The sequence below is a fragment of the Pseudomonas putida genome (assembly GCF_009883635.2).
Lineage (GTDB): Bacteria > Pseudomonadota > Gammaproteobacteria > Pseudomonadales > Pseudomonadaceae > Aquipseudomonas > Aquipseudomonas putida_W.
The window spans coordinates 1,230,927-1,243,636 of the sequence record NZ_CP026115.2 but is presented as its reverse complement, the minus strand read 5'-3'; the positions used below and the strand labels follow the sequence as shown (position 1 = coordinate 1,243,636).

Below are 12,710 nucleotides of genomic sequence, written 5' to 3'. Positions count from 1 at the left end.
CTATGCGTATTGGCCACGGCTACGATGTGCACCGTTTCTGCGACGGTGATTTCATTACCCTGGGTGGGGTGCGTATCCCCCACAAATACGGCCTCCTGGCCCATTCCGATGGTGACGTGCTGCTGCACGCCCTGAGCGATGCCTTGCTCGGCGCCGCAGCACTGGGCGACATCGGCAAGCACTTCCCCGACACCGACCCGCAGTTCAAGGGCGCCGACAGCCGCGTACTGCTGCGTCACGTGGTCGCTATCGTCAAGGCCAAGGGCTGGAAGGTTGGCAACGTCGATGCCACCATCGTCGCCCAGGCACCGAAAATGGCCCCGCATATCGAAACCATGCGCCAGCTGATTGCCGAAGACCTGCAGGTCGGGCTCGACCAGGTCAACGTCAAGGCCACCACCACCGAGAAACTGGGCTTCTGCGGTCGCGAGGAGGGCATTGCCGTGCATTCGGTTGCCCTGTTGCTGCCAGCATGACCGAACTGGACCTGCTGGGCCCGCGCGCGTCGGGCGAATCGTTGGGCAGCGCCGTGCTCAAGGCCGTGGCCGAAGACTTCCAGGTCGACGAGGTGCTGGACATTCCGCTGTCCGGCCAGGGCGAGCACCTGTGGCTGTGGGTCGAGAAGCGTGACCTCAACACCGAAGAAGCCGCTCGCCGCCTGGCCCGAGCCGCTGGTGTACCGGTGCGCGCCATCAGCTATGCCGGCCTCAAGGATCGCCAGGCCCTGACCCGCCAGTGGTTCAGCCTGCACCTGCCCGGCAAGGCCGACCCTGACCTGTCGCGTGCCGAAGACGACACCCTGCGCGTGCTCAAGCAGGTGCGCCACCAGCGCAAGCTGCAGCGTGGTGCCCATTCGGCAAATGGCTTCACCCTGCGCCTGACCGCCCTGGCAGCTGACCGCCATGCCCTCGATGCTCGCCTGGAGCAACTCAAGCAACAAGGCGTGCCGAACTACTTCGGCAGCCAGCGTTTCGGCCACGGCGGGGGCAACGTCCACGATGCCCAGGAATGGGCATCGCGCAAGGCCCTGCCGGAGCAGCGCAACGTGCGTTCACGCCTGCTTTCGGCGGCACGTAGCTATGTGTTCAATCAGGTGCTGGCAGCGCGTGTCGCCGATGGCAGCTGGCAGCACGCCCAGGTCGGGGACCTGTTGGCGTTCACGGACAGCCGTAGTTTCTTTCCAGCGGGCGAGCAGGAATGTTCTGATCCTCGCTTAGGAATTCTGGATTTGCATCCCACCGGCCCGATGTGGGGAGAGGGCCCTTCGCCCGCAGCTGGCGCGACCTCCGAGTTGGAGACCGCGATCGGCGAGCAGCACCTGGCACTTTGCCAATGGCTCGCGTATGCGGGCATGAGTCACGAACGGCGCATCCTGCGGCTCCCTATTGGCGGCTTGACGTGGCATTATCCCGAGCCTGATATCCTGCAACTGGAATTCGTCCTTCCGGCCGGATGCTTCGCCACCGTGGTGGTGCGCGAACTCGTCGATCTGGTGCCGGCAGGGCAGACGGACAGCCCATGCGTATTCTGATTTCGAATGACGACGGTGTTACGGCACCTGGCCTCGCCGCGCTTCACGGTGCGCTGGCGGATTATGCCGAGTGTGTGGTGATCGCCCCGGATCAAGACAAGAGCGGCGCCGGCAGTTCGCTGACGCTGGACCGGCCGCTGCACCCGCAGACCCTGGCCAACGGCTTCATCAGCCTCAACGGCACGCCGACCGACTGCGTGCACCTGGGGCTCAATGGGCTGTTGCCGGAACCGGTGGACCTGGTGGTCTCGGGCATCAACCTGGGGGCCAACCTGGGTGATGACGTGATCTATTCCGGCACGGTCGCCGCCGCACTGGAGGGCCGCTTCCTGGGCGGCACCTCGCTGGCGTTCTCGCTGTTGTCGCGCCAGCCCGACAACCTGCCGACTGCCGCCCACATCGCCCGGCGCCTGGTCGAGGCTCTGCCGCGCCTGCAACTGCCGCCGCGCACCGTGCTCAACGTCAATATCCCCAATCTGCCGCTGGAGCACATCCGGGGCATCCAGCTGACCCGCCTCGGTCATCGGGCACGGGCGGCGGCGCCGACCAAGGTGGTCAACCCGCGTGGCAAGGAAGGCTACTGGATCGCCGTGGCCGGCGATGCCGAGGATGGCGGGCCGGGGACCGACTTCCATGCCGTCATGCAAGGCTACGTATCGATTACCCCGTTGCAGCTGGACCGTACGTTCAACGATGCCTTCGAACAGCTCGACGGCTGGCTGGAGGGCCTGCTCTGATGCGTGAACAGGATGATCTGCAGCGCCGTGGTGGTATCGGCATGACCTCGCAGCGAACGCGCGAGCGGCTGATCCAGCGCCTCTGCGAGGAAGGCGTGTCGAACACCAAGGTGCTCGACGTGATTCGCCGTACCCCGCGCCACCTGTTCGTCGACGAGGCGCTGGCACACCGGGCCTACGAAGATACGGCGCTGCCGATCGGGCACAACCAGACCATCTCCCAACCGTTCATGGTGGCGCACATGAGTGAGCTGCTGCTGGAGGCGGGGCCGTTGGACAAAGTGCTGGAGATCGGCACCGGTTCAGGCTACCAGACCGCCATCCTGGCCCAGCTGGTCGAGCGGGTGTTCTCGGTGGAGCGGATCAAGGTGCTGCAGGATCGGGCCAAGGAGCGCCTGGTCGAGCTCAACCTGCGCAACGTGGTATTTCGTTGGGGCGACGGCTGTGATGGCTGGCAGGCACTGGCGCCCTACAATGGCATCATCGTCACCGCGGTGGCACCGGAAGTGCCGCAGGCGCTGCTCGACCAGCTGGCACCGGGGGGGCGCATGGTGATTCCGGTAGGCCCGGCCGGTGAGGTGCAGCAGCTGATGCTGATCGTGCGCGAAGAGCACGGCTTCTCACGTCGCGTGCTGGGCGCGGTGCGTTTCGTGCCGCTGCTCAACGGTCCGCTGGCCTGAGCCGCCAGGAATATTTGCAGCAGCAACGAATTCTTGTGGCGCGGCCCTGTCTATCTGGCGGGGCCTGGGCCCTGCCATTGCCACCTGGCTTGGTTATAATTGCAACAATATTGCATTTCTTATCGTCTTATCGATTTTCGGCACCATGAGGGGAGCGCGGGTGGGGCACACAGTCATTCGGCAGCGCAAGGATCGGTCGGCTTTCAAGCTTCTGCTGATTGCACTGGCCATGGGCACCTTGCTGACAGGTTGCTCCAGCACGAGCTCCAGCGGTGCGCGCGTGGTCGATCGAAACACTGCTGCGCCCAAGCGCCCGGCAGTGACTTCGGGGCAGTACGTCGTCAAGCCTGGCGACACGCTGTTCTCCATCGCGTTCCGCTATGGTTGGGACTACAAGGAGCTGGCAGCGCGCAACGGCATTGCCGCCCCGTACACCATCCGACCGGGCCAGGCCATCCGTTTCAGCAGTGGCTCCACCGGCAGTAGTACCGTGGTCTCCAACCCGTCCTCGTCGAGCCGGACAACGGTCATTCGTCGCCCTGCCGGAACACCTATCACCCCCGCTGAAAACGGCGGAAAAACGGCGCCAACAACGCCCGCCACGCCTGCTCCGGTGGTTACCACGGTGCCCGCCGCAGAGCGTGCGGTGGGGAACTGGACGTGGCCGGCCAATGGCGTGCTCATTGGAAAATTTGCTTCAAACGGTAGTTTGAATAAAGGCATTGATATCGCCGGTGATTTGGGACAGCCTGTTTTTGCTGCGTCTGATGGTGCGGTGGTCTACGCCGGGAGTGGCTTGCGGGGCTACGGCGAACTGATCATCATCAAGCACAGCGACACCTACGTCAGTGCCTACGGTCACAACCGCAGGCTGTTGGTTCGGGAGGGGCAGCAGGTCAAGGCAGGGCAGTCGATTGCTGAAATGGGGTCCACGGGCACAGATCGGGTGAAGCTGCATTTCGAGATTCGCCGCCAAGGTAAGCCCGTCGATCCGCTCCAGTTCCTGCCACGCCGTTGATCGTTGTACCCCGGCCTGTTCCTTGGATGTAGAGGGGACAGGCTCCTGCGTTGCCAGGGAGACAGGCGCCGCAAGAGTCTGAGTTCGAACTCAGCAAAGGACTATAACAATGGCTCTCAGTAAAGAAGCGCCGGAGTTTGACATCGACGATGACGTCCTCCTCATGGAGACGGGCATCGTTTTGGAAACGGATGTGGTGTCAGACGAACCTGCTGTACCGTCGGTTCGGACCAGAGCGAAGTCGGGCTCTTCGCTCAAGCAACACAAGTACATAGATTACAGCCGGGCGCTCGATGCCACCCAGCTGTATCTAAACGAGATCGGATTCTCGCCTCTGCTCTCGCCGGAAGAGGAAGTCCATTTTGCGCGCCTGTCGCAAAAGGGTGACCCTGCCGGCCGCAAACGCATGATCGAAAGCAACCTGCGCCTGGTTGTGAAAATTGCCCGTCGTTACGTCAACCGTGGCCTGTCGCTACTCGACCTGATCGAGGAGGGCAACCTGGGGTTGATCCGCGCGGTGGAGAAATTCGACCCGGAGCGCGGCTTCCGCTTCTCGACCTATGCGACCTGGTGGATCCGCCAGACTATCGAGCGGGCGATCATGAACCAGACCCGCACCATTCGCTTGCCGATCCACGTGGTCAAGGAGCTTAACGTCTACCTGCGCGCGGCAAGGGAACTGACCCAGAAGCTCGACCACGAGCCGTCGCCTGAAGAAATCGCTACCCTGCTGGAGAAACCGGTCGCCGAGGTCAAGCGCATGCTGGGCCTGAACGAGCGCGTGTCTTCCGTTGACGTGTCGCTCGGCCCGGACTCGGACAAGACCCTGCTCGACACCCTGACCGATGACCGCCCGACCGATCCGTGCGAACTGCTGCAGGACGATGACCTGTCGCAGAGCATTGACCAGTGGCTGGGTGAGCTGACCGACAAGCAGCGTGAGGTCGTGGTTCGCCGCTTCGGCCTGCGTGGGCATGAGAGTAGCACCCTGGAAGATGTTGGCCTGGAGATCGGCCTGACCCGCGAGCGCGTGCGGCAGATCCAGGTAGAGGGGCTCAAGCGCCTGCGCGAGATCCTTGAGAAGAACGGGCTATCCAGCGAGTCGCTATTCCAGTAAGCCAGGCTTCACGGTATCTGAAGCGCCCCGATGATCTCGGGGCGTTTTTGTTTCTGGGGTTTTGGTAATCCTGTACCGGCCTCATCGCTTGTCCCGCGAAGAGGCCGGTACAGGCGGGAAACCCGAGCCTGGCAATGTGTACGGCGCTACCCCTGATGCACGGCGTGTAAGCCTTTGCTTACTCTTTGTGTAAGCCATCTGTGTAACTACCAGTAAATCAAAGTCGTTTTGAGAGCCTGATTTTTCTTAACTAGCTGAAATTGATGCGTTTTTTGGCTATGTGGAAATGTGTCCCCAGTAACATCCTGAGAGATCTCGCAGTTGCCTGCCTCAGGGAACTCGCTAGTATTCGAACTGTGCACACGGACATGCACAGGCTTTCAGGGAGAAGGCCAAGGACATCGCAAGAAGCGATTTCATCAGGATGATGTTTGGGACAAGCAGGGACTACGGAAAAAAATGTGGGCGGGTCAAACCGCCCCTTTTTTTGCCCGCAGAAAATGAAAAAAGGCCCGTTGCGGGCCTTTTTCGCGTTTGGGCGCTTAGCGCTCCAAGTCGGCGATCTTGCCGGTCTTGCCGTCCCACTCCTCAGCGTCAGGCAAGGCGTCCTTGCGCTCGGTGATGTTCGGCCAGATTTCCGCCAGCTCGGCGTTGAGCTCGATGAAGTTTTCCATGCCAGCAGGGATCTCGTCTTCCGAGAAGATCGCCTGGGCCGGGCATTCAGGCTCGCACAGTGCACAGTCGATGCACTCGTCCGGGTGAATCACCAGGAAGTTCGGGCCTTCGTAGAAGCAGTCCACCGGACAGACTTCCACGCAGTCGGTGTATTTGCATTTGATGCAGTTGTCGGTGACGACGAAGGTCATTTCTAGTTCTCTCCTCAGGCGACGGCGGCGGCCCCTCCTCTCAGGGCCGCGCGGTTTACAGGCATGTGGCTGCAGGCCAGGCTAATAACCTGCAGCACCAGCAAACCGCGGCGGATTCTACCAGCTTGTAGTGGGCGCCGTTATAACAGGTTCTTTAGTTGATATAGCATTTCGATAGCTTGACGCGGGGTCATGTCATCCAGGTCCAGCTTGCCCAGCTTCTCGATGGCCGGGTGTGGCAGGCTGGCGAACAGGTCGCTCTGGTGTGGGACTTGCGGCTCGTCCTTGGCCTTCTTGGTCACCGGTGCCTCATGGGGCAGGCTAGTGGTTTCCAGCCGGCCCAGGTGCTCGCGTGCGCGCAGGATCACTGGCGCCGGCACGCCCGCCAGCTGCGCCACGGCCAGGCCATAGCTCTGGCTGGCAGGGCCAGGCAGCACGTGGTGCAGGAAGACGATACGCTCATTGTGCTCGGTGGCGTTCAGGTGCACGTTGGCCACCAGCGGTTCACTCTCCGGCAGCACGGTCAGCTCGAAGTAGTGGGTGGCAAACAGGGTGTAGGCACGCAGCTCGGCCAGGCGCTCGGCGGCGGCCCAGGCCAGCGACAGGCCGTCGAAGGTACTGGTGCCGCGGCCGACTTCGTCCATCAGCACCAGGCTGCGGTCGGTCGCGTTGTGCAGGATGTTGGCGGTTTCGCTCATCTCGACCATGAAGGTCGAACGCCCGCCGGCCAGGTCGTCGCTGGAGCCGATGCGGGTGAAGATGCGGTCGACCAGCGACAGCTCGCAGCTGGCTGCGGGAACGAAGCTGCCGATGTGCGCCATCAGCACGATCAGGGCGGTCTGGCGCATGTAGGTCGACTTACCGCCCATGTTCGGGCCGGTGATGATCAGCATGCGCGTGCTGTTGTCCAGGCCCAGGTCGTTGGCCACGAACGGCGTGGTCAGCACCTGCTCGACCACCGGGTGGCGGCCCTGCTCGATGCGCAGGCACGGCTCGTCGGTGAAGCGCGGGCAGTTCAGGTCGAGGTTCAGCGCACGCTCGGCAAGGTTGCTCAGCACGTCGATCTCGGCCAGCGCGGCGGCGCTGTCCTGCAGGGGTGCCAGGTGGCTGATGAGGGTTTCCAGCAGCGCGTCGTAGAGCATCTTCTCGCGCGCCAGGGCGCGGCTCTTGGCCGACAGCGCCTTGTCCTCGAAGGCCTTGAGCTCGGGCGTGATGAAACGCTCGGCGCCCTTGAGGGTCTGGCGGCGGATATAGTCGCCCGGTGCCTGCTCGGCCTGCTTGGTCGGCAGCTCGATGAAGTAGCCGTGCACGCGGTTGTAGCCGACCTTGAGGTTGGCCAGGCCCGTGCGGGCCTTCTCGCGGGTTTCCAGGTCGATGAGGAACTGGCCGGCGTTCTCACTGATCGCCAGCAGTTCGTCCAGCTCGCTGTCGTAGCCGGCCTTGAGCACGCCGCCGTCGCGGATGACCGCTGGCGGGTTGTCGATGATCGCGCGTTCCAGCAGGCTGGCCAGCTCGGGGTAGGTACCGGTAATGGCGGCCAGGCGTGCCAGGTGCGGCGCTTCCAGCTCGCTCATGGCGTTCTGCAGCTCGGGCAGGGCGCCGAGGGCGTCGCGCAGGCGCGCCAGGTCACGCGGGCGGGCATTGCGCAGGCCGATACGGGCGAGGATCCGCTCGATATCGCCGATTTCCTTGAGCTGCGGCTGCAGCTTTTCGAAGCGGTAGCCGTCGAGCAGGCAGCGGATCGAGTCTTGGCGTGCCTGCAGCACCTTGAGGTCGCGCAGCGGGCGGTTCAGCCAACGAGTCAACAGGCGGCTGGCCATGGCGGTCTGGCAACGGTCGATCACCGATTGCAGGGTGTTGTCGCGGCCACCGGCCAGGTTGACGTCCAGTTCCAGGTTGCGGCGGCTGGCGCCGTCGAGGATCACCGTGTCGTCCAGGCGCTCGTGGCGCAGGCTGCGCAGGTGCGGCAGGGCCGTGCGCTGGGTTTCCTTGGCGTAGGTCAGCAGGCAGCCGGCGGCGCCGATGGCCAGGGTCAGCTTGTCACAGCCAAAACCCTTGAGGTCCTTGGTCGCGAACTGCTGGCACAGGGCCTTGCGTGCCGAATCGCGGTCGAAGTCCCACGGCGCGCGGCGACGGGCTCCCGGGCGTTTCTCGGCGGGCAGGTCGCGTGGCCAGTCGTCGGGGATCAGCAGCTCTACCGGGTTCAGGCGCTCGAGCTCGGCCAGCAGGTTTTCCCAGCCTTTGATCTCCTGCACGCTGAAGTTGCCGCTGGTGATGTCCAGCACCGCCAGGCCGAACAGGCGTTCGTCGCCGAGCAGGGCGGCGATCAGGTTGTCGCGGCGTTCGTCGAGCAGGGCCTCGTCACTGACTGTGCCGGGAGTGATGATGCGCACCACCTGGCGCTCCACCGGGCCCTTGCTGGTGGCCGGGTCGCCGATCTGCTCGCAGATCACCACCGACTCGCCAAGCTTGACCAGCTTGGCCAGGTAGCCTTCCAGCGAATGGAACGGAATCCCGCACATGGGGATCGACTGGCCGGCCGACTGACCGCGCGCGGTCAGGGTGATGTCCAGCAGTTTCGCGGCTTTCTTCGCATCTTCGTAGAAGATTTCGTAGAAGTCGCCCATGCGGTAGAACATCAGCTGGTCCGGGTGCTGGTTTTTCAGCTTCCAGTACTGCTGCATCATTGGTGTGTGTGCGGAAAGATCAGACATTCAGGGCCTTACAGCGGGTGATCTGGTTGGCGATTGTGAAACCGGCAATGGTACAGGCTTTTTCAACCAGATGCAGGCGCGGGCCATGGGGCATGCGCGCGCAGCCAGGCGCATTGCATTTGCCGGCGCATGCCTGCATTATGCACGCTATGCAAAAACGCAACGTAGCCACCGTCCTCAGAGAACTGCTCGACCGCCACGGCCTGTCCCCGACGGAGCTGTACCGGCGCACGGGTGTCCCTCAATCCACCTTGTCGCGGATTCTCGGCGGCAAGATCGTCGACCCTTCCGACAAGCACGTGTCGAAGATCGCCGACTATTTCGGTGTGAGCACCGAGCAGTTGCGCGGCCGTGCCGAGCTTGGCGAGTCGCGCGAAACCGCGTTGCCGGCCCATGGTCATGCGGACCTCAGCGACATCAGCCTGTGGGACGATGAAACCCCCGTCGAGGATGACGAGGTGTCGGTACCTTTCCTTCGCGAGGTCGAATTGGCAGCAGGATCAGGAAGATTCGTCATCGAAGAGAGCGAGCGGGCGCGGCTGCGTTTCGGTAAGCGCAGCTTGCGCCACAATGGCGTGCAGTTCGACCAGGCCAAGTGCGTGACCGTGCGTGGCAATAGCATGCTGCCGGTGCTGCGCGATGGTGCGACGGTTGGCGTGAACACCGGCAAATGCTCGATCGGCGACATCATCGATGGCGACCTCTACGCCATCAACCATAACGGCCAGCTGCGGGTGAAGCAGGTCTATCGCCTGCCTACTGGCATCCGCCTGCGCAGTTTCAACCGCGATGAACACCCCGACGAGGACTACAGCTTCCAGCAGATGCAGGACGAGCAGATCAGCCTGCTTGGGCATGTGTTCTGGTGGGGCATGTACGCTCGCTGACTAGCCCGCTCCCAAGAAACCCGCTTCGGCGGGTTTTTTTTCGTCTGCAGAAAATCCCTACACGTCAGGCCGTGCATGGCCTGCATGCATTTAAGCAAAATCCAATGCATGGAAATTTGAAGAAATGCATTGACTGCATATGCATGAATGCATAGCCTGTGTCTCAAGCCGGACAGAAACCGGTTGTTACACAGGCAGCGATGGACAGGCCTCAACTGTCCAGAGGGTTGGCAACTGGCCCGGGTGTGCAGCGTAAAGCACCACGAACAGTTATCCGGCGGGCAGGCGGCCGCGGTCGGAGTCACCAATTTGAAGCGGAACCGCGCGGCGTCACCAGTCGTGGCCGGCAGTTCGACAACGCATTACTGAAGAGCCTGGCGAGCCGGGCTTTTTGGAATGCGGAGGCTTTTGAAATATGCAGAGTACCCACAACCCGCCTGTTGGCCCCGCCAACAGGCATTACACAGGAGACAGGACAGTGACGAACGAGCAACAAGCGTTGCTGGAGATGCCGCTCTGGCTGGTGATCGTCCTGGCATTGCTGGGCGGCCTGAGCGGCGAGATGTGGCGGGCTGACAAAGCCGGTGCCACGGGCTGGTCGCTGCTGCGACGGCTGGCGCTGCGCTCCGGGGCCTGCATGGTCTGCGGCGTGTCGACGGTGATGCTGCTGTATGCCGGTGGCCTGTCGATCTGGGCGGCCAGTGCATTGGGCTGCATGACCGCGGTTGGCGGCGCCGATGTCGCCATGCGCCTTTACGAACGCTGGGCGATCCGGCGCCTGGGCTTGCGCGACAGCACCCAGGCCGACGAGCGATAAGGAGAATATGCATGAGCGAACTGGCCACTTTGCATGCGGCTGTGACCGCAACCATTCGTGAGGCAATGCCGGAACTGGCATCGGTCGATGCCTATACCGCTGTAGGAAATGCCCCGGAACGACCGGCACTGCGCCATGGCATCGTGCAAATGACGGCAGATGCAGCACCGCGCGATGGCCGCTCGGTGTTGATTGCCACCTTCGAGGCGGACATCACCGCCGACAGCGCCAACCCCGAAGCGCGGTTGCAGGGCAGCTTGCTTGCCGCACAACTGATGGACCTGCTGCGTCAGCAGCATTGGGCACTGGACTTCGTCGAGGCCAGCCGCAACGTGCAGGCGCAGTTCGAGGGCAGCGCCTGGACCGTGCGTTGGGATCAGCCGGTACTACTTGGCGAGGCGCGCTGGAACTGGCCGGACCAGCCACCCGGTAGGCTGATGCTGGGATTCGCCCCCGATATCGGCTTGGGTAATGAGGCGCAGTACATCGCCCCCGAGGACCTGTCATGAGCTACGTCAACGCCATGCATGACCGCATGCTGGCGTGCCTGGTCATTCCCTGCCGGGTGGTGGCGGTGGACCTTGCCGCCGCCCGGGTGCGGGTGTCAGACGGTAGCGGCTGGACCAGCGCCTGGCTGCGCTGGCACGCCCAGGCTGCTGGCCAGGCGCGGCACTGGCGAGCCCCCGGCCTGGGCGAGCAGGGCGTGCTGCTCAGCCCCAGCGGCGAGCCGGCCCAGGGCACCTTCCTGCCCGGGCTGTATGGCAATGCCGGCAGCGCGCCGGACACCCGCGAGCATGTCGAAGTCTGGCGTTTCGCCGACGGTGGTTCGCTCAGCTACGACTGGCAGGCCAGCCACTACGACATCGAGCTGCCTGGCGGCAGCGCGACCATCAAGGTCGGCGCCAGCACCGTGCAGGTCAGCGAGGCGCTGATCAGCCTGCAAGCGGCGGCGATCAACCTCACTGGCAAGGTCACGGTCGACGGCCCACTGCAGGTCAGCGGCGACATCAACGGCGGTGGGCGGATCATCGATACCGCCGGCAACACGGCCAATCACAAACACTGAATCAAGCCCGCCCATGCGGGCTTTTTCATATCAGGAGAATGCCATGCATACCCATGAGCAGGGCGGTGCACCATGATCGGCATGGACCGCCGCAGCGGCCAGCCGCTGGCCGGCATCGATCATTTGCGCCAGTCCATCGAGGACATCCTCTCCACGCCGCTGGGCAGCCGGCGCATGCGTCCGGAATACGGCAGCCAGTTGCGGCGCTTCGTCGACCTGCCGGTCAATGAGGGCTGGAAGAGTGCTGTGCAGGCCGAAGTGGCCCGCGCACTGGGCCGTTGGGAGCCACGTTTGCAACTGGAGCGGGTCAAGGTCGTCGCCGTGCTCGACGGTCAGGTCAGCCTGGCCTTGAGTGGCCGCTACCTGGGCGACGAAGCCATGGTGGAGGTGAGCGTATGAGCCAGGTCGACCTGTCGAAACTGCCAGCACCACAGCTGCTGGAAGACCTCGACTTCGAAACCCTCTACCAGGCCGATCTGGACACCTTCCGCGAATACCTGGGCAACGACTGGACCGCCAACCTGGAGAGCGATCCGGTCACCAAGCTGCTTGAGGTCGGCGCCTACCGCAAGCTGCTCAACCGGGCCCGCATCAACGACGCCGCCAAGGCGTTACTGTTGGCCTACGCCCAGGGCAGTGACCTGGACCAGCTGGCGGCCAACGTCAGCCTGCAGCGCCTGGTGATCCAGGCCGAGGACCTGGCCAGCGTCCCGCCCGTCGAGGCCTTGCTGAGTCGGACGATGCCCTGCGCGAGCGGGTGCAACTGGTCTACGAAGGCCTGACCACCGCAGGCCCACGCAACAGCTACATCCTGCATGCCCGCAACGCTTCGGGGCAGGTGGCTGACGCCACCGCCGAAAGCCCGTCGCCGGCCGTGGTGGATGTCACCGTGCTGAGCCTGGAGGGCAATGGCGTGGCCAGCGCAGAGCTGCTGGCGCAGGTGGCGGCCTACCTCAATGACGATGACGTTCGGCCCGTCGCCGACCGGGTCAATGTGCGCAGTGCCGAGGTGTTGCCGTATCACATCGATGCCGTGCTGTACCTGGCTGACAGTGGTCCTGAGTACGAGGCGATCCTTGCCGAGTGCCAGCGCCGTCTCGAAGCCGGGATCAACCCGAGAAGGCGCTTGGGCGTGGAAGTGGCCCGCTCAGGCATCGATGCCCTGCTGCATATCGACGGTATCAGCCGGGTGGAGTTGAACGGCTGGGCCGATATCCGCCCGAGCAAATCCCAGGCCGCCTGGTGCACGGGCTTCACGCTCAAGCGGGGTGGCTGAC

The 12,710-nt window shown here is 63.6% G+C and carries 13 protein-coding genes and 1 pseudogene; 12 read left to right on the top strand and 2 right to left on the bottom strand.

Features of this window, described 5'->3' with window-relative positions; genetic code table 11:
• The first annotated feature begins 2 nt into the window (after window positions 1-2).
• The 6 genes from ispF to rpoS all read left to right on the top strand — a co-directional run bounded on the left by ispF (window position 3) and on the right by rpoS (window position 5,083).
• Window positions 3-476, top strand: coding sequence for a 2-C-methyl-D-erythritol 2,4-cyclodiphosphate synthase (gene ispF / locus C2H86_RS05675; protein ID WP_159411769.1), 474 nt, complete (start codon window positions 3-5; stop codon window positions 474-476).
• Window positions 473-1,531 carry a tRNA pseudouridine(13) synthase TruD gene (gene truD, locus C2H86_RS05670; RefSeq protein WP_159411768.1) on the top strand — a complete coding sequence of 353 codons (1,059 nt, stop codon included), beginning with the start codon at window positions 473-475 and terminating at the stop codon, window positions 1,529-1,531. Before ispF ends, truD begins: the two co-directional genes overlap by 4 nt.
• Window positions 1,519-2,268, top strand: coding sequence for a 5'/3'-nucleotidase SurE (gene surE / locus C2H86_RS05665; RefSeq protein ID WP_110639791.1), 750 nt, complete (start codon window positions 1,519-1,521; stop codon window positions 2,266-2,268). Before truD ends, surE begins: the two co-directional genes overlap by 13 nt.
• 41 nt (window positions 2,269-2,309) lie before the next feature.
• Entirely contained in the window at window positions 2,310-2,948 is a 639-nt protein-coding gene (locus C2H86_RS05660) for a protein-L-isoaspartate(D-aspartate) O-methyltransferase (RefSeq protein ID WP_163986011.1), read from the top strand.
• A gap of 160 nt (window positions 2,949-3,108) precedes the next feature.
• Window positions 3,109-3,966, top strand: coding sequence for a peptidoglycan DD-metalloendopeptidase family protein (locus C2H86_RS05655; protein WP_159411767.1), 858 nt, complete (start codon window positions 3,109-3,111; stop codon window positions 3,964-3,966).
• Between the two features lie 109 nt (window positions 3,967-4,075).
• Window positions 4,076-5,083: an RNA polymerase sigma factor RpoS gene (gene rpoS, locus C2H86_RS05650; protein ID WP_016392283.1), complete on the top strand. Its 1,008-nt coding sequence runs from the start codon at window positions 4,076-4,078 to the stop codon at window positions 5,081-5,083.
• 542 nt (window positions 5,084-5,625) lie between these two features.
• Here rpoS and fdxA read toward each other — a convergent pair.
• The gene (gene fdxA, locus C2H86_RS05645; RefSeq protein WP_051097441.1) at window positions 5,626-5,949 is read right to left on the bottom strand and encodes a ferredoxin FdxA; all 324 of its coding nucleotides are present in this window, start codon (window positions 5,947-5,949) and stop codon (window positions 5,626-5,628) included.
• Window positions 5,950-6,089: 140 nt separating this feature from the next.
• Window positions 6,090-8,663: a DNA mismatch repair protein MutS gene (mutS, locus tag C2H86_RS05640; RefSeq protein WP_110639794.1), complete on the bottom strand. Its 2,574-nt coding sequence runs from the start codon at window positions 8,661-8,663 to the stop codon at window positions 6,090-6,092.
• A gap of 149 nt (window positions 8,664-8,812) precedes the next feature.
• Here mutS and C2H86_RS05635 point away from each other — a divergent pair, with 149 nt between their 5' ends.
• The 6 genes and pseudogenes from C2H86_RS05635 to C2H86_RS05610 all read left to right on the top strand — a co-directional run bounded on the left by C2H86_RS05635 (window position 8,813) and on the right by C2H86_RS05610 (window position 12,709).
• Entirely contained in the window at window positions 8,813-9,550 is a 738-nt protein-coding gene (locus C2H86_RS05635) for a LexA family transcriptional regulator (RefSeq protein WP_159411766.1), read from the top strand.
• Window positions 9,551-10,028: 478 nt separating this feature from the next.
• Entirely contained in the window at window positions 10,029-10,367 is a 339-nt protein-coding gene (locus C2H86_RS05630; protein ID WP_054885346.1) for a phage holin family protein, read from the top strand.
• An 11-nt stretch (window positions 10,368-10,378) separates the two neighbouring features.
• Entirely contained in the window at window positions 10,379-10,876 is a 498-nt protein-coding gene (locus C2H86_RS05625) for a hypothetical protein (RefSeq protein WP_159411765.1), read from the top strand.
• Complete coding sequence (locus tag C2H86_RS05620; protein WP_159411764.1) at window positions 10,873-11,433, top strand: phage baseplate assembly protein V; 561 nt, start codon at window positions 10,873-10,875, stop codon at window positions 11,431-11,433. The genes C2H86_RS05625 and C2H86_RS05620 overlap by 4 nt, the downstream gene beginning before the upstream one ends.
• Window positions 11,434-11,505: 72 nt before the next feature.
• Window positions 11,506-11,832 (top strand): GPW/gp25 family protein, encoded by a 327-nt coding sequence (locus tag C2H86_RS05615; protein ID WP_159411763.1) that lies wholly within the window; start codon window positions 11,506-11,508, stop codon window positions 11,830-11,832.
• Window positions 11,829-12,709 (top strand): annotated as a pseudogene (locus C2H86_RS05610) (baseplate assembly protein). The gene C2H86_RS05615 and the pseudogene C2H86_RS05610 overlap by 4 nt, the downstream one beginning before the upstream one ends.
• Window position 12,710: the final 1 nt, after the last annotated feature.